Origin of the sequence: Salinivibrio sp. ML290, from assembly GCF_001995695.1 — a bacterium.
Classification (GTDB): Bacteria; Pseudomonadota; Gammaproteobacteria; order Enterobacterales; family Vibrionaceae; genus Salinivibrio; species Salinivibrio siamensis.
Map to the genome: position 1 here is coordinate 263,543 of NZ_MUEY01000003.1, position 23,794 is coordinate 287,336.

The following is a 23,794-nucleotide window of genomic DNA, read 5'->3' on the forward strand; positions in this document are numbered from 1 at the left end:
CAAGCAACGTGTTTAATAACGTGCTTAGTTAATCACAAACAGAGACATAAACGTGTGCACTGGGGTTTTCTCCAGCGCGGCCTGGTCGCTACACAAGGCAGCGATTTTTTCGCTCTGTGCTTGCGGGAACCGGGTCGCCAAGTTAGCGCGGAATTTTTGCTCCAGCACAGGGATCCCTTCTTCGCGACGGCGGCGGTGACCAATTGGGTATTCCACCGCGACTTGTTCAGTACTGCTGCCATCGGTAAAGAAGATTTGGATCGCATTAGCAATCGAGCGCTTGTCGGCTTCAAGGTATTCCGCGCTGTAGCGTGGGTCTTCTTTGATCACCATTTTTTGCCGTAGCGCATCAATACGCGGGTCGGCGTGATGGAAGGCGTCTTCGTAATGCTCGGCCACTAGATTGCCGTATAGCAGTGGCACTGCCACCATGTATTGCAGGCAGTGGTCACGGTCAGCCGGGTTAGCCAACTCCCCTTCTTTAGAAATGATGCGAATGGCCGATTCATGGGTGGTGATTTCAATACGTTCAATCTCATCCACACGGTCTTTCACCTGTGAATGCAGGGTGACCGCCGCTTCCACCGCCGTTTGGGCATGAAACTCTGCTGGGAAGGAAATCTTAAACAACACGTTTTCCATCACGTAGCTGGCAAAGTCTTGTTTGATACTAAAGGGATTACCGTTAAACAGCACATCGTAATAGCCCCACTTGGGTGCGCTGAGTACCGACGGCAAGCCCATTTCACCTTTCATGGTGATCATCGCCAACCGCACCGCGCGGGAGGTGGCATCGCCCGCCGCCCACGATTTGCGTGAACCGGCGTTCGGCGCATGGCGATAAGTGCGCAGCGCACAACCATCTACCCAAGCTTGAGAGACGGCATCAATAATCTGCTCCCGATTACCGCCCAGCATTTTGGTGACCACAGCCGTTGATGCCACGCGCACCAATAAAACGTGATCGAGCCCGACGCGGTTAAAGCTATTCTCAAGGGCAAGCACGCCTTGGATCTCATGGGCTTTGATCATCGCGGTCAATACATCGCGCATGGTAAGCGGCGGTTTGCCTTCGGCCACGGCCACGCGGCTTAAGTAATCGGCGGTGGCCAAAATTCCACCTAGGTTATCGGACGGATGGCCCCACTCCGCGGCGAGCCAAGTATCGTTAAAATCGAGCCAGCGAATAATACAGCCGATGTTAAACGCGGCAGTGACCGGATCAAGCTCGTGGGAGGTGCCCGGCACACGCGCGCCATGGCGCACAGTCGTCCCCGGCACCAGTGGACCCAGGTGTTTGGTACATTCAGGGAAACGTAGCGCCAGCAAGCCGCAGCCAAGGGTATCCATCAAACAGTTACGCGCGGTGTTGTAGGCTTCTGCCGAGGCAATCGGCGTGCTATCGACATAATCAGCAATTTGCACCAATAAGGCATCGGGGTCGGGGCGCTGGTTCAGTTCTACGTTGTTGCTCATGGTCAATTCCTTCTGTGATTTCAATCGGGTGAATGCGCGCTGATTAGGGGCGCTGATCGATTGGTAGCCAATCTTGGTGCTCAGGGCCGTCGTAATCGGCACTGGGGCGAATAATGCGGTTATTAGCGCGCTGCTCAAACACATGCGCCGCCCAGCCCGTCACTCGGCTCATAACAAAAATCGGGGTAAACAATTTGGTCGGGATCCCCATAAAGTGGTAGGCCGATGCGTGATAAAAATCGGCATTGGGGAACAAGCCTTTTTCGCGCTTCATCACCTGCTCAACCCGCTCAGACACGTCATAAAGCCAAGCGTCCGGTGCGTTTTCGGCAAGCTGTTTCGACCAATGCTTAATAAGCGCATTGCGGGGGTCTGATTCACGGTAAATCGCATGGCCAAAGCCCATCACTTTGTCTTTGTTGGCGAGCATTTGCATTAGCCCGGCTTCAGCTTCGTCAGGCGTGCGCCACTGCTCGAGCATCGCCATCGCCGCTTCATTGGCGCCGCCATGCAATGGGCCGCGCAAGCTGCCGATGGCGGCGGTAATGCAAGAGTGCAAATCGGACAAAGTGGACGCACACACACGCGCGGTAAAGGTCGAAGCATTGAACTCATGCTCGGCATACAGCACCAGCGAGCAATGCATCACGGATTCATGCAGTGGCGACGGCGTTTCATCAGTGAGCATTTTGAGGAAGTAACCGCCAATGCTTTTCACCTCCGGCTGATAGGTATCGACTCGTACACCATCATGCGAATAGCGGTACCAATAGCAGATAATGGCCGGTAACATCGCCAACAGCGTATCGGTTTTATCCGCTTGCTCACTAAAGTCGGTTTCTTGATCCAAGTTACCCAGCATCGAGCAACCAGTACGCATCACATCCATGGGGTGCGCATTGGCAGGAATTCGCTCCAGCACGGCCTTTAAGGCGTTAGGCAATCCCCGCTTGCCGACCAAGGTTTCTGTGTAATCGGCGAGCGCTTGGCGATTGGGAAGTTGGCCTTTGAGTAGCAGGTAAGCGACTTCCTCAAATTGGGCGTGATTGGCTAAATCGGTAATGTCGTAACCGCGATAGGTTAATCCAGTACCGGTTTGTCCCACCGTACACAAGGCGGTGGTGCCGGCACTTTGACCACGAAGGCCCGCGCCGGAGATGGCTTTGTCTTTGGGTGCGACGGCGACATTTGTCATGATTGGCTCCTTTCCTTTGATGCCATCAGATTCAACCGCTGCATGAATCCGTGAACGTGGCGATAATTCCAGTGTGGCTTAACCGACGTTTTCACACCGAGGGTGTGCGTCCGTGATCACTCTTTTCCAAATAAGCGATCCAATTGTTGTTCGTAGGCGTGATACCCCAAGAAGTCATAGAGCGCATCACGGGTTTGCATGGTGTCGACCACGTTTTTCTGGTGGCCATCATCCAGCAAGTGTTGATACACATTGAGGGCGGCTTGGTTCATGGCACGAAACGCAGAGAGCGGATACAGCACCATGCTGACCCCGACGCCCGCCAGCTCTTGACTGGTAAACAGTGGGGTTTGACCAAACTCGGTGATATTCGCCAGCACCGGCACCTTTACTTGCTCGACAAAGGCTTGGTACTGCTCGAGTGTTTGCATGGCTTCGGGGAAAATCATGTCCGCCCCTGCTTCTACGTACGCTCTGGCGCGGGCGACAGCACTGTCCATACCTTCCACCGCCAAGGCGTCGGTGCGCGCCATGATCACAAACTCAGGATCGGTGCGCGCATCCACCGCGGCTTTAATGCGGTCGACCATTTCGGCTTGGCTGACAATTTCTTTGTTAGGGCGATGACCGCAGCGCTTTTGCGCCACTTGATCTTCCATATGCACCGCGCCTGCACCGGCTCGCTCCATTTCGCGAATGGTGCGAGCAATATTGAGCGCGCCGCCAAAGCCGGTATCAATATCCACTAGTAAGGGCACGTCGGTTGCTGCGGTGATCCGGCGGACATCTTCCAAAACGTCGTTGAGAGTCGTGATCCCCAAATCCGGTAAGCCATAAGAGGCATTGGCAATTCCACCTCCAGAGAGGTAAATGGCTTGATGCCCCACTCGCTCTGCCATCATGGCGCAATAGGGGTTGATTGTGCCGACGACTTGCAGCGGAATATTGTTGCGCACCGCTTGGCGAAAACGTGCACCTGCACTCATAGTATTCTCCTTGTGAACTCATGGCTTAGCAGATTAGTTAATCGGTAATTTGCTGTTCAATCAGTTGGCGACTGCGCTGAATATGACGACGCATCAGCATTTCGGCCAACTCGGCATCGCGCTCTCGAATTGCCGCCAAAATCTGCATGTGCTCTTGCAATGCTTGCTGGGGGCGAGAATGTGCCCGGGGCGATTGAAAGCGGTACATCCGCAGCAAGTGGTACAACTCACCGCACAACAGGTTGATCAGTTTCTGGTTATGACTGGCTTTGATGATGCAATAATGAAAATCAAAATCGCCTTGTTGGTGAAAGTAGGCCGCCCCCTCCACCCGTTCGATATAGGCATGGTGGGTGTCGAGCACTGCACTTAACTGCTCAATTTCCTCATCAGTGATGTGCGCGCAAGCCAGTCTTGCGGCCATACCTTCTAACGCTTCTCGCACCGCATAAATCTCAGCCAGTTGACGATGCGTGAGAGTCACTACCCTTGCCCCCACATGTGGCACACGCTCTACCAATCCCAGGGCTTCGACCCGCATCATGGCTTCACGCAGTGGCCCTCGGCTGACGCCAAATGCAGCAGCCAACCCCGCTTCCGATACCTTGGTGCCCGCTGGATAAGTGCCGGTGACAATCGCCTCGATAAGTTGCTCGGTCAGACTGGCTGACTTGGTGGGCTCTCGTGACTCAAGCTGCGCCGCTTGCACGCTCTGCTCGAGAAATTGATCATTTGTCGACAATAAAGACATAAAAACCGCCTAAAAACTTCAATAAAGCCAGAATAGAACAATATTGTAGACAATGTGGATTAGACTTTGGTCTGTAGACACCGACTTTTATCGTGATCAAAGCCACAACGTAAATGATAATGTACGCATTGAGTTGTTATTCACTTGTTATCAAACGAGCGTTTGACTCGACCTATCCGAACAACGGCGTATGGTGTAGCGGTCGTTTTAATAGGGATAGAACGCAAATATGGATAGAAATCATTCCAAGCGTGAAAACGCATTAGCGCTACTGATTGGCAGTAGTTTGGTGTCACTCGGCATCTTCTTTTTCAATCAAGTGGGGTTACTGACCGGCGGTACCGCTGGGCTAGCACTCTTTTTACAACGGATCACCGATTTCAGCTTTGGTGAGCTTTTCTTCGTGATCAACCTGCCTTTTTATTGGCTCGCCTACACCCAAATGGGCAAACGCTTCACCATCAGTACCTTGGTTGCGGTCAGCATCGTTTCATTCGGTGCGGATCATCTAAGCGCCGTATTAACTATCAACAGCATTCATCCTGTGTATGCGGCGCTGTTTGGCGGCGGCTTAATTGGCATGGGCATGCTGGTGATGTTCCGCCATCAATGCAGCTTGGGCGGATTTAACACCTTGGCGTTGTTCTTACAGCAACGATTTGGTATTCGCGCTGGGAAAGTACAAATGGCGTTGGATTGCTCGATTGTGGTGTTGTCGCTGATGATCGTTGACCCATGGCTGATAGCCTTATCTGTCGCCGCGGCGATTACCACCAATCTCGTGCTGGCCATGAACCACAAGCCTGGACGCTATCAAGTCCAGCCTCCTTCAACCGCATAATGGCGGTGAGTGTTGAGAGGCGAGTTTTCGCCTCTCTTCCCTCAGGCTCCATCCGCTTACGTCTGGCGTGTTATTCGTGCCATCGTCGCCACTCGCATACCTAAATACGAATCACTCTTACAATTGATTGCCGTACATGCTAAATTTCGCTTTTTTGGCGCCTATCATAAAGGAGTGTTGATGAACGCGGCCGATCCTAGCGTTGATGTGTTACCACTGCCCGCCACGGTTGCACTGTCCCCTTTCCCCGCTGCTTTAGGCTTGTCTGTGATCCCAGATGATGTAGTGGGCACATCACTTCAAGAACAGCTCACGACTGAGCACGGATTGACGCAGTGTTTTTCCGCCGTCAACGCCACCTATGGCGATGCAGATAACCGCGCCCAGGGCACACTTTTTATTGGCGCCTATGCCTATGAATTTTTGCTTCCGGTGCTGGCAAGCTGGCTACAGGCTGGACAGCTTCCCTCGCTGGACTTAGATAACTGGCAAGTTAAATACGAGCCTACCCGTGTCACTAAACCGAACGGCGAAGAGCTCGTTTATCACAAGCCGCATTTTTATCTCAATGCCTTGATTGGTTGGGAACAGCCTGCGGCAAAGGATTGGCAGGCTATTTTACATGGTGCCTTGTTACGGCATTTTTCGCCCATCGTCGACGCGGTGGCGGAGCAAAGTGGCATGCGTGAAGGACCACTTTGGAAAGTGGTTGCCGATTCAATCTGTATTGCCTTTTTGATGGTGGGTAAACATCGTAATTGTGAGCAAGCCGCGCGTGACGCGGCGCTGTCGATCGTCCATCAACGCGGCACCCCACTTTATAGTAAGCGCAGTGGCTTTCACGATGTCACCGTCTACGACCCGAATGACACCCAAACCGTGCTGCAAACCCATAGCTTCCGTCTACGCGGCGGCTGCTGCCGGATCTTTACCGTCGATGATCACAGTTATTGCTCAACCTGCTGCTTTTTAAAGCCTGACGAACAAGCTAAGCGTCTCGCGGAAGTCGCGTGTCAGCGTGAAGGCGTGGCGCTGGACACGCAGCCTCGCTAACTCAGCGCCACATCGACCCAAACAAGACGATGATCGGAGTGAGCACGCGCATTTTCTTGGCCGTTTTTATCACAAATCAGTGGGTAGTCGGCATCATCAGGCGCAGGCCAAAATACGCCGGAGGCTTGCACCGCGAGCTCTCGCGAAGGTAGGACATAATCAAGGCGCAGCCCGCCGTTGTGGGTGGCGATTGCCCGCCCTTTCCCATCGATAAAGCGAAAGGCGTGAGACAGTGCCGCCTCACTTTTTGGCACCTGTGCGCCGACAGCGACCTCAGGATGCACACGCGGATGATTGAGCAAAGCGCCAATGGCTTGCTTATCCCCATCGCCATAGCTCGGATCCGCATTTAAATCGCCAATCACCACAAACGGCGTCTCGGAAGCAAGCCCGCCGTGGACGCCCTTGTCGTCCACCAGCCAATCGGCGTTGTCTAAAAGGCCAATCAGTTGGTGAATTTCATCACTGTTGCGCCGCCAGTTACGCTTTTCCGGTCCATCAAACACGGGCGGTGTGGGATGACAGGCCACCACTTGTATTCGATGTTCGCCAACCCGTATCGGCACTGACACCAAGTTTTTTGAGGCGAGACGCAGCGCCTGTTGTGCTTGTTCGGTGTAATACTTCGCAGGAAGCTGATGGCGAGGCAATTGATGCCACGCAAAGTGCTGCCAAGTGCGAATTGCGGCATCTTCGATAGGATAACGCGATAAAATCACATAGCCAAATTGACCATGATAGTCGCCAAAGCCATGGCATTGCTGGGCACGATTTAAGCGTTGGTGCTCACTGACCGGCACCGTTAATTTTAAGCCTGTATTGGTGGCCGGCAAATAGCGATACGGATAATCAATCGGCGTTTCACCGTGTTGCGATTGAGCCAAATGCCGCTCACAAAATGCGGCGAGCGCACCATCGTCGCCACCGCTGCCCGGATGWTCAAACTCGCAAAGCACCGCCACATCAGGACGCACTCGTTGTAGGGTCGCGGCGAGATTTCTAATTTGTCGGCTGGGGGTGGGCGCTAACATCTGTGCTTTAATGTCACCGGCCTGACGTCCGGCTAGAGACAGGTTGAATTGTGCCAACCTAAGGCTTGAAGGTGCTGTCATGACATCCCGATAATGTGCTGAAAGAACCCCTATTTTAACAAGCTATCGAGGGCGCGACGAATTTGCCGCGCATCTTCTTCTGCTCGATGCGGTGTCGGCCCCAAAGCCTCCATTTCGCGACTAAAATCGCGCCGATCGAGATCGCTGTGCTTTTTTAGCCATTGATTCACCTCCATTAGGGTGAATGAAGGACGCATGTAGCAGGCTTTGTAAAGCCGCCCCATCCAAAACAGATCCCACTGGCTGTCGCACAATACATGTTCAAAGGGGGCAAGGGTTTGGTTAAGGTGCTGGCATACTTCTAACACACTCATCCCTTCACTAAAAAGGCGCTCGCGGGAGATCCCATGAATTCGGGTTTCGGCTTCTTTGTCCCAGTGGTTCCAATGGCCACTGGCGGTGGAAGGGTCAATCAAAAAACTATCACTGTCGCCATTTGGTAACACGTACCCGACCTCTATCGGGTAAGACACTAACGACAAACCGGATGCTTCAAAATCCAGTGTCACCCACATACGCGTACTCCTTGCTCATAAACACTCCTGCATGACTAGGCACTTCCATTGCCTGATTACCTAACTGTAGCCTTTTTGTTGCTACTTGGACGGGTTGTCGCGCTACTTTTGCGTGCTTGATTAACAAGTGGGTGAAAAAATAGATGTTATTTCATCTGCTTGGCTATTTTTTTATTGGTAATGTGATAATTCTGACAAGTGACCGTCGGAGTTTGACCGTTGTACGATATATTTCATCGCCGGATTGATTTAGGCTTCGGTAAATGCTGCATCACGCAGTTTGATAGCAACCACCTTGTTAACGAGGGATGATAGGTATGAAGCAAACGTCTCGCACCATGCTTGCGCGTAAACACGTGGCGTTAGTGGCGCACGATCACTACAAAAACGCCTTGAGCGAGTGGGTACAAGAAAATAAAGAGATACTGAGTCAGCATGAGCTTTATGCTACTGGCACCACGGGGCATATTCTTGCGCGAGAAACCGGATTAAAAATCACTCCGCTTATCAGCGGCCCAATGGGTGGCGATCAGCAACTCGGTGCGATGATTTCTGAACAAAAAATTGATGCGATGATTTTCTTTTGGGATCCGCTCAATGCCGTGCCACACGACCCAGATGTCAAAGCACTACTGCGTGTCAGCACGGTTTGGAACATTCCCGTTGCCACCAATCGCTCAACCGCCCGCTTTCTGATTACCTCCCCGCTGTTCGGGCAAGAGGTGGATGTTCAAATCCCCGATTATCAAGCCTATTTAGACGAGCGTTTGTAGTGCTTGCCCCACGCTGTGAGTCGTTCGCTGACAGTGTGGGTTATACACCTTCTAGAGATACCCTTTGAGCTCCTCAACAAATGATGAGGCATGGCCTTTTTGGTGTACTAGCCACACTTGTTTTTGTGCGCGTGTCAGGGCGACATAAAACAGTCGTCGTTCTTCCGCGTGCTCAATCGGCTCTTCATTTTTTCCCAGTAACGCCTCATCGAGTGAAAGCGAGCGTGGTTTGGCGGGAAATACGCCATCATCCATGCCGAGGATAAACACATAGTGGGCTTCTTGGCCCTTGCTGGCGTGTGCGGTGGTATAGCGAAGCGCCAATGAAGGATACGCATTCTGCCAGCTTTCTAGTGCGTCAGGACGGATGGCATGCGTGCGACCAATCATCATCACACTCACAGCTTGCGCCGCCTTAGCATGCTTTTTCTCTAAGCTTGCCAGTGTCTTTTCTAGCTTATCGTCAGTGATCACCTTGATCGCTTTGGGTGTTTTCGTCGATGCCTTGTCTCGCGCGTAATCTAATTGTTTGCTGAGCTGTTTAGGGTTTTGGCCAATGAATTGTTGTGCCACATCTCCCAAGGTAGACGGGTAGCGATAACAGGTGGTCAGCCAGCAAATTTCACTGTCACCGAAACGCTGTGCAAACTCGGTGGTTAAACTAACATCGGCACCGGCAAAGCGATAAATGGCTTGCCAATCATCCCCCACGGTATACAAGGAGGCGCGTGGTGATTGGGTTTCACTGTCCGTTTTACCGTGACACAGTGCCTCGAGCATCGCCAACCGTGCCGGGGAGATGTCTTGGTATTCATCGACCATCACAAACTGAATAGGCGTGACGAATTTTCGCTGCTGAAACAACTTGGTGGCTTTTGCGATCAAGCCGTCAAAGTCAACAGCGCTCTCCGCTTTTAGCGCCTGTTTGTAGGCTTGGTACAACGGCCAAATCACCGCCAGTTCATTTTTTAACGCACTCTGCTCATCAAAGCTCGCCAATCTATCGGTCAGGGCGCGCTTGGTGGTATTGGCTTGGATCACTCGAGAAAGACGCGACCAAATCCAGGTGTGCAACCGGTTTTCATGGGCACAGGCGCTGAGCTCAGCATTATCATCAAGTGGTAGTGCGTGCTGCTGATGTAATTTGTCCCATGCTTTACGGGTAGAGGACTGTTGCCAGTGTTCGGCGAGTGTTTGGGTCAGCCATGCCGATTTCGCCGTCTCATCACTGGCGAGTGGAGAAATAATCGGCGCCTGTCCTTGGTGTTCAGCAAGTTGCTGGCGGGCAAAACCATGGAAGGTGGTTACATTCACTTCATGGCCCGTTTTGGTCTTAATCCGAGTTTTGAGCTCGGTGGCGGCATCTCGACCAAAGGCAAGCAACAAAAGCTGCTCAGGCTTGGCTTGACCGCTTTCAATCAAGTAGGCGGCGCGTGCTACCAACACGCTGGTTTTACCGCTTCCGGGCCCAGCCACCACCAAGGTATGAGATTCATCAGTCAGCACGGCCTCGCGCTGTCCCGCATTCAAAGGCGACGACTCAACCTGATCAAACCAGGTTTGCCACTGATTAAGCATCGCCGCTTGCCACTGTTGATTGCGGGCTTTCAGCCAGCTTGAATCGGCCTGCAACACAGGCGCTAACGTGGTGGCAAGGCTTTCGTCCAAATTGGCTAAGAATGAGACGGGTATCCCCTCGCCTTCCAGCTTATTCAATACTGTTTGCTGCGCGGTGCGTAATTGTGTGACACGTGCATAACCGGGCGCATTCACCAGTGCATCAAGCTCAGCCAGTAAACTGGGGCGTATCATTGCCAGCCGTTTTTGATAACGGGCGATATAGGCTTGATAGTGGCGATAGATAGTTTGTCCCGCCTGTTGGGCGTGATCCCATGGCAAGCCAAAGACCTCGAATGGCAGTGGGTCGCCCTCATCGGTATAACCGGTCAGGGAAATCGTCCCCCACAGCAACCCACGCGATACCGTTAGCTGCCCATCCCATGCCGAGAAAGGAATGTATTGTCGATGATGACGAGATTCGAGCAGTAAGCCATCATCTTCAAGCTGCAAGCTATAATGATCGCCGTAAACAAGCCATTGTGCCCAGCGATTGGCTGTAAGTTTCATATCTCAACGTTATTCAGCGAATAGCGCACGCGTTGTGCCCTAAAAAGATGCTTGGCATGCTACTTCTCAAGGCTTGATAAATCAATTCACTAGCGAGATGCCACTGCCTACGCACTGCGCTGACAACGCGAAATTGACCTGCCGCAACCATTTTCTTAATCCATGACAAAATACCCGATTGAGGCTTAGTTTCTGGTCCCGTTTCTGCTATCTTGCCAGCATTGTTGGCCGATCACCGTTATTTATGTCTCTTTCTCTGCCACGTTTACCTTTCCTGCCGCTCGCCGTGCGTGAGTATTGGGCGAACCATCGTATTAATGACAGCATTCGCGTCCTTATCGCCCTAATGGGGGTAGCGCTTTATGCGGGGTATGCAGACCGTACGGATATTGTCACACCGCTGGTGTTGGGCGTGATTGCCTCGGCGTTGGCAGAAGTGGATGACCACTTTTGGGGGCGGATACGAGCACTTGGCGTCACACTCGTTTGCTTCACGGTCGCCGCCTTTTCTGTCGAACTGCTTTACGACACGCCTTGGTTATTTGCCATTGGTCTCACACTATCGAGTTTCGGTTTTATCATGCTGGGTGCGATCGGTGAGCGCTATGGCACCATTGCCTTTGCCTCTTTGCTTCTCGCGGTTTATACCATGCTGGGAATGGAGCAAGGCAGTGATATGTGGTTGCAACCTATGATGCTGCTGTCAGGCGCACTCTGGTATGGGCTGCTATCGCTAGTATGGATCCTCATTTGGCCTCACCGCCCTGTGCAGCACCGGCTCGCGGCGGTTTTTCGTCAAACGGCGACGTACATGGAAACCAAATCCCGTTTATTTCATCCGGTGGCTGAATTGGTTCCGCAGCCGACGCGTATCGCCGCCGCTAACCAAAATGCCCAAGTGGTGGCGGCGCTAAACCAAGCAAAAGCGTCATTGCTGACACGCGCGCGCCGTGGCCGACTCACACAGCGGCATCAAACCTTGCTACAAACCTATTTCATTGCCCAAGATATTCACGAGCGTGTCAGTTCATCCCATTATCGTTACCAAGATCTGGCGGCGCATTTTTTCCATTCCGATATCCTCTTTCGCTTTGAAGCCTTATTAAACGCGCAAGCTCAAGCCTGCCGGGATGTCGCTCAAGCCATGTCAATCGGTACACACTACCGGCATCCGAAAACAGGCCAGCAAGCCCTCATGGCAATCAAACAATCGATGGCCTATTTATCCGCACAAGAGGAACAAGACAGCACTCGCCTCGCACTGCTGCAGCAACTCGATTTTCTCTACAAAAACTTGGAAACAGTAGAACAACAACTCGCCAGCTTGAGCCACTTAGCCAGCACGGACAATCTGCAAGAAAGTGAACTGGCCGACCCTGATGCACACTCGTTGGGGGAAATGGCTTACCGCATTCGTCGACAGCTCACGGTCAAATCATTGCGGTTTCGTCATGCTGTTCGCCTATCTTTATCGTTATTGACCGGCTACGCCCTGATCCAAGGGCTTTCGCTAGAGCACGGTTTTTGGATTTTGATGACCATTCAGTTCGTGTGCCAAACCAACTATTCAGCCACCCGCAGTAAGCTTAAAGAGAGAGTATTGGGCACCGTCGCCGGTCTACTCTTGGGCGTACCGGCGCTCTATCTCTTTCCAGATCCCAGCAGTCAACTGGCGTTGATGGTGATCACCGGTGTGCTCTTTTTCGCATTTCGCACCGTGCAATACACCCTCGCAACCTTGTTTATTACGCTGTTGGTATTAATGTGCTTTAGCCAATTCGGCCAAGGCTTCGCTGTTATTCTTCCCCGCCTTGGCGATACCGTCATTGGTAGCTTGATTGCCGTCGCGGCCGTCCGTTACGTGTTACCCGACTGGCAAGCACACCGTTTGCGCGGGATCATGACCGAAGCCTTGCAAGCCAATCGAGACTATCTTGCTCATGTGATTGCGCAATACCGCGTCGGTAAGCGCGACAACCTGGCTTATCGTATCGCTCGACGTCACGCCCACAATGCCGATGCCGAGCTCACCACCGCTATCAGTAACATGCTGGTGGAGCCTGGACGCTATCGCACCAATATCGAAGAGACCTTCCGGTTCTTGTGTTTAAACAACGCAATGTTGAGCTATATTTCGGCCCTCGGCGCGCACCGTAGTCGCATGGATGATGAAGTTAATCACCAAAAAATGGCGCAACTCCATCGTGAGATTCATCAATCACTTAACACACTGACTGAGCGTTTGGGTCAAGCATTGCCAGCAGAGTTACCCACCCAAGTACCATCCACTGGCACCAAGACACCCGCAGGCGAGCCTGTGAGCATTGATGAGCACCACGCCAATGACGCTACCGCATCGCAATCACCTTCGTATGCGCCTGTTGATAACGCGCCGCTAAGCATGGTGCTGCAACAGCTACACTTAATTCGACGCATGTTGCCTGAGCTCAATAGTTTGACAGAAACACTGCGCCAGCAAGCACTTAAGCAAAGTCGCGCCTAAAAGGAAGAAAAGCGGTTACACAGGGTTAGCTCGGCACTGTCACGTAAAAGGCGCGGTTATTGCTGAGTTAACAGGACGGTTATCACGTCAGCGCTGTGTAAAATTACACTTATTTACGCAGCGAATGGTTGAAAGCCTGACCGTGAGGCCGGATATTAATAGTTACGCCACCTGTTGAGGCTGGCAACTATACTGATAATTAAGCGGCCTAATGCCGCCTCGTAGCCCGCCTGGAGCAATTATGGCTATTCATGTAGGAATCATCGACTCTGACCCCGTCCGTCTCGTCACCCCTGTTTTACATCAGCAATTGCCTGTGAGTAAGCTGATACTCATTGGCACACTGGAGCAAGATCTGGAGTTTGAGCGTTTAACACGTGTGCTGGCACCCAAGGGGATTGAAACCGAGTTTTTTGAAATCTCGGACGACATCAATATTCGTGAAGTAAAAAGCCAAGTGAAACAACTGGCAGAACAGCTCAGCAGCGCTTCTGAAGACATCCTTTTTAATGCGAGCTGTGGCCTGCGCCACCAATTACTCTCCGCTTATGAAGTATTTCGTACCTATCAGTGGCCCAGCTATGTAATTGAGCCCTATAGCGACGAGCTTTGTTGGCTGTACCCTGACGGCCTCCCCCAGCAACAAGTGGAAGACCATATTAGTCTCACTGAGTATTTAACGATTTTCGGCGCACGCTGTGAGCACCAAGATGACCAAGTCACAGGTTGTTTAACCAATGACATTTACCGGTTAGGAGAAAAGTGGGCCAGCAATGCCTATGAGCTCGGTCCAGGCCTAGCCACTTTGAACTACCTCGCAACCACGTGTCGTAAAGAGCAACGTTTAGACGTCGCGCTTAGTGAAAAGCAGCAAGGTTATCGCGAGCTTGGTATTCTTCTCGATGACCTCTCGGATGCCGGCTTAGCCAGTTATGAGCAAGGGGTGCTGACATTTAGCTGTGAAGAAGCGCGACGTTTTGCCAACGGGGAGTGGCTAGAAAGCTACGTGCACCACACTGTCACGTCCATCCAACAGGAGCTTCCCACCATCCAAGACAGTGCCCTCTCTTTACAGGTATATCGCCAAATTGGTGAGCGCGAGGTGCGCAATGAATTAGATGTCGCCATGGTGGTGAATAACAAGCTGCATATTATTGAATGCAAAACCAAAGGCATGTCGAGCGACGGCGACGATACCCTATACAAGCTGGAGTCCTTGCGTGATTTGCTCGGAGGGCTGCAGGCGCGCGCGATGTTGGTGAGCTTCCGTCCATTAAGGCATCACGATATTACCCGTGCCACCGATTTAGGCTTAGCCTTGATTGGCCCGGATCAACTGGCCAACCTGCGTACTCATCTTTATGACTGGTTTATCGCAGCGGGCGGGACGATTGAGGTAAGAACGAGCTAATCGCTTGCGCGAAGCAATAGGACAGGTTCGCTAAACGGTCGGCAATAAAAAAACGCGGTGCCCGAGGGCACCGCGTTTGGGTAGGATAACGAAGTCTCGCTTATGACAGAAGCTTACGTGCAGCCTCTACCACGACTTTAATCGAGCGCGCTTCCGTCTCTTTCAAGGTTGCATGATCTGGGGTCTCTTTTTGTGTGCGGTTGATAATCACGCCCGCCACACAACCCGCTCGCAGGCCGGAGCTCGCACACATGGTCAGCAATGTGGCTGATTCCATCTCAAAGTTCAGCACACCCATGTCCTGCCATTCTTGCATTGAACCTTGGAAACGACGCACAACACGGCCGCTAAAGGTATCGTAACGCTCTTGACCTGGGTAGAAGGTATCACTGGATGCCGTCACGCCAGTGTGAACCGTCGCACCATCTTCATCAACGGCGGCCTTCATGGCCGTGGCGACGTCAAAATCGGCCACCGCAGGAAACTCCATTGGTGCAAAGTGCGTGCTCGCACCGTCAAGGCGTACAGAGCCGGTGGTCACAATCATGTCACCGACATTAATGTCAGGCTGAATCGCCCCCGTCGTGCCCACACGCAAGAAGGTGCCAACGCCAAGTTGTGCCAACTCCTCAACCGCAATAGAGGTCGATGGGCCACCGATACCCGTTGAGCAAACCACCACAGGTTTGCCATCAAGCCAACCGAGGTACAAGGTATACTCACGCTGTGAGGCGAGAAACGTGGGTTTTTCCATCAAGTTAGCAATTTTTTCTACGCGCGCAGGGTCGCCAGGAATAATCGCCGTGGTTGCGCCTTGAAGATCCGCTTTTGTTACGCCAAGGTGAAATACAGGGGTATCAGACATCATTCGTCTCCTCGCTGGATGGTATCATCCGCATTAGAATCAATGTGATGCCTACGTGAGCAGGCATCAACGCGTTATTGGTTATGTGGTTAGGATACCCAAATTTTACGCCTTTTGTGTGACCACCATCGACCTATTACCATATTGAATATTACAGATTTCAGAATTTAGAGATCGTTATCACTTTATAAAGGCAAAAGCAGACAGCCTTTGCCCTGGTTTTTAGCGCGGGTCACGAAGTAAGCGTAGCGCATTCAGCGTGACTAACGCCGTGGCCCCGCTATCAGCCAGCACCGCGACCCAAAGTCCTGTGATACCGAGTACACTCGTCACCAAAAACACCCCTTTAAGCCCTAATGCGATCGTAATGTTTTGCCGTACATTTGCTTGGGTCGCTCGCGCCAGTTGCAGTACTCTTGGTAACTCGACCAGCCGGTTATGACTCAATGCCGCCTCAGCCGTTTCTAACGCCACATCGGTACCACTTCCCATCGCAACACCCACGTGAGACGCTTTCATGGCCGGTGCGTCATTAATGCCATCGCCAACCATGGCGATACGATATTGCTCCGCCAGCGCTTCTACCGCCTCAACCTTGTTCTCCGGCAGTAGCCCCGCGCGGTAATCAATATCCAGTTCGCGGGCAATTTCAGCGGCTGAGGTCGGGTTATCGCCGGTCAACATCACAGGCTGGATACCCATAGCGCGCAATTGCTCGATGGCTTCTCGCGCATCATGTCGCAGTGTATCTCGCCAGCCGATCATCCCTTGTGGTTGCTCGTCAATGAACACAACCGCAACCGTCACCCCGCGCTCGGCCACCGATTGGGCCTCTTGATATTGTGCGTGGTTTAACGTCGACTCTGCCACTTTATCCAATGCAACCAACCTGACTAACTGTCCTTCGACCATGCCTTGCACGCCGCGACCAGCATTCGCTTGAATATGCGAGGCATCCGGTACCGATAGACCACGCTCGGCGCTATACAACACCAAGGATTTCGCCAAGGGGTGGTGGCTGCCACGCTCTATCGCCGTCGCCGCTTGAAGCAGAGCGCTCTTATCACCGTGCCATGCGCGCACATCGGTCACCATGGGTTTACCTTCGGTCAAGGTACCTGTCTTATCCAATGAGACGGCATTGATACTGGCGAGTGTCTCTAACGCTGCTCCACCTTTGATCAAAGCGCCACGGCGTGCCGCGGTGGCAAGCCCCGAAGTAATCGCCGCAGGTGTCGAAATCACGAGCGCACATGGGCAAGCGATCAACAATAGCGCTAACCCTCGGTATAACCATTCTTGCCAGCTGGCGGCAAAGAACAGGGGTGGAATCACCACAACCAGCGCGGCGAGCCCTATCATTGCCGGCGTGTACCAGCGACTGAACTTGTCAATAAATCGCTCAATCGGCGCTTTTTTCGACTCGGCCTGCTCGATGAGACGCAAAATACGGTCAATGGCATTTTCGCCCTGTGCGGATGTCACGGTCAGCTGTACGGTTTTATCAGTTGCCAAGCTGCCCGCCATCACGGTATCGCCCGCGTCGATATCGACGGGAATAGGTTCACCTGTCAGCGCACTTTGGTCGAAACTGGCGGCACCTTCCATCAGTTGTCCATCCGCAGGGAGCCGCTCACCGGCACTGATTTCAATCCGATCACCCGGCTCTAGATCACTGGCCGCGACTGTCTCACGCGAACCATGACGATCAATCCGCGTCACGGTTTCTGGCACTAACGCCATGAGTGACTGGATACCATCACGGGCACGTGTAGAGGCATACCCTTCTAACCGCTCGCCAATAAGAAACAGCACAAGTACCATCRCCGCTTCCGTGGTTTCTCCCAGATACAGGGCCCCGATGGCTGCAATGCTCATTAAGGTTTCTATCGAAAATGGCGATCCTTGGCGGGCAAGCCGAGCCGCTTTAAGCACAATGGGTGCCAGTCCGACTACAGTCGCAGCAGTAAACAACCAATCGGATAAAGAAGCGGACCAATAATCTAGTCCCCAAGCCACCAACATAATGGCCATTAGGCCAAACAGCAGAGCATCATCACGCCATTTCAGCCAGCCAGAAGGCGTAGTGGCGGTTTGATTCAAGGGAACCAGCGGAAAGCCGGCTTTTTTCGCGGCTTGCTGAATCGCAGAGCGAGTATCGGTTGTTGGCGCTTCGTGAGTCAAAGCGACGCGTAGCTTTTCAGTCGCAAACAGCACTTGTGCACTCTCTACACCCGGCGTGGCATGAATCGCCTTTTCAAGTTTGCCAGCACAGCTTGGACAATCCATACCAGTCACCCCCCACTCATGGGTTACAGAGGACCATGACGGGGATGACGCCGAAGATGCATTCTCGCAGGTATCGTTACACGAGGTGTGAGGCCTGTCGGGATCGTCATCGCCCGCACTGCCCTCTCCGTCTTGGTGACTTGCACAGCAGCTCGACGCTTGGCAGCTATTCGTTACCGTCTGCGCAGACTGAGAAACCGTTTGGTGATGTGGCYGATGACAGTGGTGATGTCCACAATGTTTACACATAATCGACTCCTTCTTTGGTCGTTGTGTCATTATCTTGTGGTCAGTATAAGGGTTGGAGCCCACTCCAGAGTCAAGCGCTTATCGAAACAACTCTCATTTGTTTTGCCAAACGCCGCACAACAGCAGGAAAAAGATGCGCCCAGCCATGATGGCTGAGCGCAATGCGCCTATTGGATAATAAAAATATAGCCCTGTAATATTAGGAGGTTAACAATATCGATAAAGAAAGCCCCCACAATCGGCACCACCATAAAGGCTTGGGGCGCGGGGCCGAAGCGATTCACAATTGAGCCCATATTCATTACCGCGGTCGGGGTGGCGCCAAGGCCAAAACCACAATGCCCGCCAGCAATAACGGCCCCTGTATAATTGCTCCCCATCAGCTTGAACGTGACGTAATAACTGAATAAACCGATAACCACCGATTGAATCGCCAAAATAATTAAAAATGGCACCGCTAAGTCGAGAATGTTCCACAGCTTGAGCGTCATCAGCGCCWTCGCTAAAAATAAAGATAGAGAGACGGTCCCTACCATATCCACGGTTTCTGACTCTAGCTTTCTAAGTTTAAAGACCTCTAGCGTATTCGTAACAATCACACCCAAGAATAAAGCATAAACAAAGTCAGGCACCATGAGCCATTCAATATTAAACCCGTTTACCCACTCAGATAAATGGCGAGCCCCCGTAATACAAAGTAGTAAAATAAATAAGACTTCAATGACTTTCTTCGCTGTCACTTTATCTTCTTCATTTTCATTGTAAGTCACAAGCTCGGGATATTTTTCGTGTGTTGTGGTGCCACGCCCATATTCAGACTCAAGCTGATGTTTATTAATCAAACGCTGAGCAACTGGACTACCAATGATACCGCCAATCACGAGGCCGAGTGTTGCCGACGCCATGGCAATTTCGAGGGTACTTTGAATACCATACTCATCGGTTAATATCTGTGCCCAAGCCGCGCCAGTACCATGCCCGCCGGACAGGGTAATAGAGCCAGCTACCAACCCCATCAGAGGATCCAAGCCAAGCATCGACGCAAAACTGACACCAATGGCGTTTTGTATAATGATGTACACAGATGCGATGGCAAGAAACCAAAATACCTTTAAACCACCTTTTACCAATTGTTTATAATTTGCTGCCAGACCAACGGTAGCAAAAAACATCAACATGAACGTATCTTTTAGTGGCAGACTAAACTTAAAATCGATACCGTTGTAATGTAATACAGATATAACACACGCAATAATTAACCCGCCCACAATCGGTTCTGGGATATTAAACTTGCGCAATGCGGGAATTTTTGAATTAACAAAATGGCCTAAAAAAAGGACACCGATGGCAATCAGGAATGATTCTAGCGCACCAATTGAATTGAGTTGATACATATAACCTCTTTGTTTCTCTCACCTCATCCTCCCTGATTGTTTAATTTGACCTTTGTTTTACCTCATTTACGTTCACATTAACGTCAATACGGGTTAGCCACACTTCACGATACTCCAGCATCCTGCTTATCGTTTTGCTGCCGCGCTTGGGCTCTTTTACGCCTCAACCTCGCGATAACTGCCCGCTACCAACGGGCGGCACAATAGCAGAAAAACGCAAAACAAGCACCAACAATCGAACTATATATCGTCATATAGCAAGTAACTACTTAAATAGGCAGGATTAAAATTGACTTACCAGCACATAAGACTGAATGAAAAACAACCACAATTCGTTCGGTTTTTGTACTTGGGCAGCGATAAAGCGCGGCGAGATAGTCGTAAGGTAGGAGGAGAGAGCAAGAGAAGCGACGCGGGTATCAATACTAAAATGGGCGCACCTTACCCCGATTGTAAGGTGCGCAATTAACAAACCTCAAACAGGATGGGTAAGACATTCACCCATTTGCATACTGATGGCTCTCAAGACATCCCGCCGGGTGATAATACCCACCAACTTGCCCTCGTCGACCACGGGGTACAGTTTAGGTTTGGTCGGCGCCATCATTTCAGCCAATTTGATAATGCTATCCTCAGATTCAACCGCTAAGGCATTACTGGTCATGCAATCAGCCACGGCGTGTGAATCTTGACAGTGATAGCTGTCGCGCAATAGCTGTTGCAACATATCTTGCTCAGAAATAAAACCAACCAAACGCTTATTAGCATCCACCACAGGTCCACCGGTCTGCTGACTGCGGAGCAGTTTTTCCAGTGCACTGGAAAGCGGCATATCCGGTGAAAAGGTTACCGGGCGTTTATTCATATAATCTTTAACGGTGATCGACTCCATGTCGCCTCCCTTAATCGTCATGACAATCTGTTGTCCAGTACTTTAAGTGTTGTCGAAGTTGGCGAAATGTCTAAATCACTTTAAACAATTTGTGTTATTGAGCAAACCAATGGATAAATAGCTCGCTCTATAGGTGGGCTACCAGCCGAGTAAACGATAAAGCTCACCGGTTTTTACACTTCGGTGTGCATTCTCGATGGTGCCATCACGAGCCCACTTTTCAACGACAGGCCGAATGATAGCTTGCGCCGTTTGCCAATCTTGCCCTGCTTCTATCTCGTCGAGATACAACAATCTTAGCAGTAAGCCATCCAGCCCAGTCAAAAGCTGCTGTGGCGTGCGGTCATTAAAAATCGATGSAAAAACCCGGTCATCGTCATTAGGCAGTCCCATCACTTGGGTCAACTCTTCCACCACACAGGCCACGAGCTTCCCCTTGGATCGCGCCAAATCAACGGGAATAACGACCGCTGCATAACGAATCGCACCATGCTTATTGACTCTAAAATTGGCAGCACAAACGGCATCTTGTAACGGGGAGACATCCGCATTGGCAAATTGCTTGCGCGCATCATCTAAAAAGCGGTCGTGATTAGTAAACATGATGGTGAGGTTGGCGCGCTGCGGAATGTCGGTGGGGATAAAGTCGATGCCAGTTAGCGTTTCGAGGTGTGAAACGTGATATGTGACAAGATCATCATGCAGCTGGCTCTCGTTGATTGGGTGCGCCACATGATAACGGATCGGGCCTTCCCACTTGCGGACGCCTTGCTCACCTTGCACATACTCACTTTTAAACGCAATACGATAAAACGCGTCGACAATATAATCGGGCGACTGCCAAGCCCGTTGGTTGGCCATTACAGGCGTCACCATTAAGCACAAGGCCAATAACACCATCCGCTGAAAAAGCCGCCAATATGAGTGACTCACAGTATTACTCCCGATATCGAATCCCTTAGCTAGCATAGTCGCGAAAGTGCAACGCTTGAATCATTTTTTTAACAATCCCTAGCGCTGTCTTTTATTTTGTGCATAAAACGTAAAAACCTAATATCAGTTCCATTTTTCTAGACATTTTTTGAACCAAATCCTCATTCTCACCGCTAAAAAACCCCACTAGACGCACACTATGGATAGTAACCAACGATTTTTAACTCGTTGTAGTATGAAGAGGAAACTATGCGTAAAACGCTACTCGCTTTAACCCTTCCATTAGCGATACCTGCTCAGGCTGCCAATGTGGTCGATGCCTCAAGCTTAGATTTGAGCGCGGCATTAAACCATGATCAGTCACGCGCAATGACGGCATCATCGCCAGCACTAAGCTTTCGTGAAAAATCACGCCTACAAGTGGGTAATAAAGCCTTGGTGCGCAAGCAGCAGCTGCATCATGGCGTTCCCGTTTACGGTTATTCGGTGGTCGAAAACACCACCGCACGCGGCTTCGCGCCCAGCGTAAAAGGTGACGTTGTCACTGATATCGAGCAAGATATCGGTGGTACGCTACCGATGATTAATCAGCAGCAGGCCATTGCAATTGCACAAGGTCAAACAAGCCAAGGCAATCGGCATTTTCACCAAGCCGATGCGAACACAGAACTCTTGGTCTGGCTGGATAAACAACAAACAGCGCGCCTAGTCTACAAAGTTGACTACCTTGCCAGCGACAACGGTCACCCTTCGCGTCCGATGAAAATTGTTGATGCTAAGTCTGGCGAGATCCTCGATAGCTGGGAGGGCATCGCGCACCTAGAAGCGGGAGGGCCCGGCGGTAACCAAAAGAGCGGTCGATTTAACTTTGGTCCCAATACCGAACTAGGTAGCTTTCAAGTCAACCGCGACTGCCAAATGGATAGCCCGAATGTGGTGACATTAAACATGAACAACCGCGAATGGGGCGGAGAAGTCCATCAGTTCAATTGCCCACAAAACACCTACCGTCAAGTCAACGGTGCGTATGCGCCGATGAATGATGCGCAGTTTTTTGGCCAGAAAGTATTTGATATGTACCAAGACTGGCTCGGTATACGTCCGATTCGACAAAAGCTCACCATGCGCGTCCACTACGGCCAAGGTTATGGCAATGCTTTTTGGGATGGCAGGCAAATGACCTTTGGCGACGGTAATCGCAGCATGTATCCCCTAACCACTTGGGATGTCATTGCTCACGAAGTGAGCCATGGTTTTACCGAGCAAAACTCAGGGCTTGAGTACCGAGGCATGTCCGGTGGGATGAATGAGTCTTTCTCGGATGTCGCCGCAGCGGCTTTGGGACAGTACGTATTTGGTGAGTTTAACTGGAAAATGGGTGAAGACGTGATGAAACATAGCGAAGCTATGCGTTATTTCATCAACCCAAGCCAAGATGGACGCTCAATTGGTCATGTGAACCGCTATTACTCTGGCATCGATGTGCACTTTAGCTCTGGCATCTTTAACAAAGCTTTCTATCATCTCGCCACCAGCGATCAATGGAATATCAAAAAGGCCTTTAAGGCATTTGCGACAGCAAACCAGCTTTATTGGCGCCCAAACTCCAGCTTCCAGCAAGGCGCGGAAGGCATTTGCGAAGCGGCCAAAGCATTAAACTACCCAGCCGGAGCAGTAAGCCAAGCCTTTGCAGAAGTGGGCATYCAAACCCAAGGTTGCCAAGGAACGGGAGGCAACCCTACGCCAGACCCAGAGCCACAACCTGATCCAGAAATCTTGCCACTGACACTCGATCAGCCCGTGCAAATCCAAGGGCCCGCGGGCACTGGTTACCAGTTCGTGGTACACAATGCGCCTCGCGGCACTGTTTGGCTGCAAACCTATCGTGGTCACGGCGAAGTAGATTTATATGCCGCGGTAGGTCGCCCTGCAACCGTCAATGATAACGACTGCGCCTCAACGAATGCGGGCAACGAAGAGTACTGTGGCTTTAGCCAAATTCAGGGCATGGATCTGTACGTCACTGTCGTGGGGGCGCGTGATTATGCGACCAACGTGTTAGCACGCCTTGACGATCGCGGGGTAGATACCAACCGCTGTACCAATATGCCGACTTGGGGTGGATACAACTATTATCCAGCAGGCGTCACCGTTCAGTATCAAGGGCATCTATTCCAGGCCACGCAAGACAACTGGGGCATAGACCCTTTCACTAACCAATGGGTTTGGCAGTATCAAGGCAGCTGCCAAGGCTAACTTCTCTGCGGCCGACTTTCTCTCGGCCGCTTTWTTTGAGTTAACACCTCCTCACGTTACGCCAAGAGTGTGATCCCCTAGCGATTATTCCTGTCAATGCTTCGCGCAACGTCATCGCGCCGCTCGCATTACGGTTTTATTGCATCTATGTTAATGATTACTGGTGATAATCT

The 23,794-nt window shown here is 51.5% G+C and carries 18 protein-coding genes; 6 read left to right on the top strand and 12 right to left on the bottom strand.

Annotation, left to right across the window (positions count from 1 at the left end; translation table 11 throughout):
* Positions 1-24: 24 nt before the first annotated feature.
* From BZG23_RS04850 to BZG23_RS04865, 4 genes are all read right to left on the bottom strand, one after another.
* The gene (locus tag BZG23_RS04850) at positions 25-1,476 is read right to left on the bottom strand and encodes a bifunctional 2-methylcitrate dehydratase/aconitate hydratase (RefSeq protein WP_077606293.1); all 1,452 of its coding nucleotides are present in this window, start codon (positions 1,474-1,476) and stop codon (positions 25-27) included.
* Positions 1,477-1,519: 43 nt separating this feature from the next.
* On the bottom strand, positions 1,520-2,671 hold the full coding sequence (gene prpC, locus BZG23_RS04855; RefSeq protein ID WP_077606294.1) for a bifunctional 2-methylcitrate synthase/citrate synthase: 1,152 nt from the start codon (positions 2,669-2,671) through the stop codon (positions 1,520-1,522).
* 116 nt (positions 2,672-2,787) lie between these two features.
* On the bottom strand, positions 2,788-3,657 hold the full coding sequence (gene prpB / locus BZG23_RS04860; protein ID WP_046073371.1) for a methylisocitrate lyase: 870 nt from the start codon (positions 3,655-3,657) through the stop codon (positions 2,788-2,790).
* A gap of 37 nt (positions 3,658-3,694) precedes the next feature.
* A complete protein-coding gene (locus tag BZG23_RS04865) occupies positions 3,695-4,408 on the bottom strand; it encodes a GntR family transcriptional regulator (RefSeq protein ID WP_077606295.1) in 714 nt (237 codons plus the stop codon).
* 229 nt (positions 4,409-4,637) lie between these two features.
* Between BZG23_RS04865 and BZG23_RS04870 the strand changes: the two genes are divergently transcribed.
* Both BZG23_RS04870 and BZG23_RS04875 read left to right on the top strand, forming a co-directional pair.
* Positions 4,638-5,249, top strand: coding sequence for a YitT family protein (locus BZG23_RS04870; protein ID WP_046073373.1), 612 nt, complete (start codon positions 4,638-4,640; stop codon positions 5,247-5,249).
* Between the two features lie 180 nt (positions 5,250-5,429).
* The gene (locus BZG23_RS04875) at positions 5,430-6,302 is read left to right on the top strand and encodes a ferric iron reductase (protein ID WP_077606296.1); all 873 of its coding nucleotides are present in this window, start codon (positions 5,430-5,432) and stop codon (positions 6,300-6,302) included.
* On the opposite strand, the gene BZG23_RS04880 is transcribed toward BZG23_RS04875, so the two are convergent.
* Together BZG23_RS04880 and BZG23_RS04885 are read right to left on the bottom strand one after the other, a co-directional pair.
* A complete protein-coding gene (locus BZG23_RS04880; protein WP_077606297.1) occupies positions 6,299-7,414 on the bottom strand; it encodes an endonuclease/exonuclease/phosphatase family protein in 1,116 nt (371 codons plus the stop codon). The genes BZG23_RS04875 and BZG23_RS04880 overlap by 4 nt on opposite strands.
* A gap of 29 nt (positions 7,415-7,443) precedes the next feature.
* On the bottom strand, positions 7,444-7,929 hold the full coding sequence (locus BZG23_RS04885; RefSeq protein ID WP_077606298.1) for a hypothetical protein: 486 nt from the start codon (positions 7,927-7,929) through the stop codon (positions 7,444-7,446).
* Between the two features lie 317 nt (positions 7,930-8,246).
* Between BZG23_RS04885 and BZG23_RS04890 the strand changes: the two genes are divergently transcribed.
* Positions 8,247-8,702 carry a methylglyoxal synthase gene (locus tag BZG23_RS04890; RefSeq protein ID WP_046073377.1) on the top strand — a complete coding sequence of 152 codons (456 nt, stop codon included), beginning with the start codon at positions 8,247-8,249 and terminating at the stop codon, positions 8,700-8,702.
* Between the two features lie 51 nt (positions 8,703-8,753).
* Here BZG23_RS04890 and helD read toward each other — a convergent pair whose 3' ends face one another.
* Positions 8,754-10,829 (bottom strand): DNA helicase IV, encoded by a 2,076-nt coding sequence (gene helD, locus BZG23_RS04895; protein ID WP_077606299.1) that lies wholly within the window; start codon positions 10,827-10,829, stop codon positions 8,754-8,756.
* A 244-nt stretch (positions 10,830-11,073) separates the two neighbouring features.
* On the opposite strand from helD, the gene yccS reads away from it, so the two are divergent.
* Together yccS and BZG23_RS04905 are read left to right on the top strand one after the other, a co-directional pair.
* Positions 11,074-13,332, top strand: coding sequence for a YccS family putative transporter (yccS, locus tag BZG23_RS04900; RefSeq protein WP_077606300.1), 2,259 nt, complete (start codon positions 11,074-11,076; stop codon positions 13,330-13,332).
* Between the two features lie 241 nt (positions 13,333-13,573).
* Positions 13,574-14,743: a Card1-like endonuclease domain-containing protein gene (locus BZG23_RS04905; protein WP_077606301.1), complete on the top strand. Its 1,170-nt coding sequence runs from the start codon at positions 13,574-13,576 to the stop codon at positions 14,741-14,743.
* 100 nt (positions 14,744-14,843) lie between these two features.
* On the opposite strand, the gene udp is transcribed toward BZG23_RS04905, so the two are convergent.
* From udp to BZG23_RS04930, 5 genes are all read right to left on the bottom strand, one after another.
* Positions 14,844-15,608, bottom strand: coding sequence for a uridine phosphorylase (gene udp / locus BZG23_RS04910; RefSeq protein ID WP_046073381.1), 765 nt, complete (start codon positions 15,606-15,608; stop codon positions 14,844-14,846).
* A gap of 222 nt (positions 15,609-15,830) precedes the next feature.
* The gene (locus tag BZG23_RS04915) at positions 15,831-18,146 is read right to left on the bottom strand and encodes a zinc/cadmium/mercury/lead-transporting ATPase (RefSeq protein ID WP_077606302.1); all 2,316 of its coding nucleotides are present in this window, start codon (positions 18,144-18,146) and stop codon (positions 15,831-15,833) included.
* A gap of 167 nt (positions 18,147-18,313) precedes the next feature.
* Entirely contained in the window at positions 18,314-19,540 is a 1,227-nt protein-coding gene (gltS, locus tag BZG23_RS04920) for a sodium/glutamate symporter (protein ID WP_077606303.1), read from the bottom strand.
* A gap of 475 nt (positions 19,541-20,015) precedes the next feature.
* The gene (locus BZG23_RS04925) at positions 20,016-20,432 is read right to left on the bottom strand and encodes a CBS domain-containing protein (RefSeq protein WP_046073384.1); all 417 of its coding nucleotides are present in this window, start codon (positions 20,430-20,432) and stop codon (positions 20,016-20,018) included.
* A gap of 138 nt (positions 20,433-20,570) precedes the next feature.
* Complete coding sequence (locus tag BZG23_RS04930) at positions 20,571-21,365, bottom strand: DUF2927 domain-containing protein (RefSeq protein WP_158011358.1); 795 nt, start codon at positions 21,363-21,365, stop codon at positions 20,571-20,573.
* 249 nt (positions 21,366-21,614) lie between these two features.
* Here BZG23_RS04930 and BZG23_RS04935 point away from each other — a divergent pair, with 249 nt between their 5' ends.
* On the top strand, positions 21,615-23,621 hold the full coding sequence (locus BZG23_RS04935; protein ID WP_077606305.1) for a M4 family metallopeptidase: 2,007 nt from the start codon (positions 21,615-21,617) through the stop codon (positions 23,619-23,621).
* Positions 23,622-23,794: the final 173 nt, after the last annotated feature.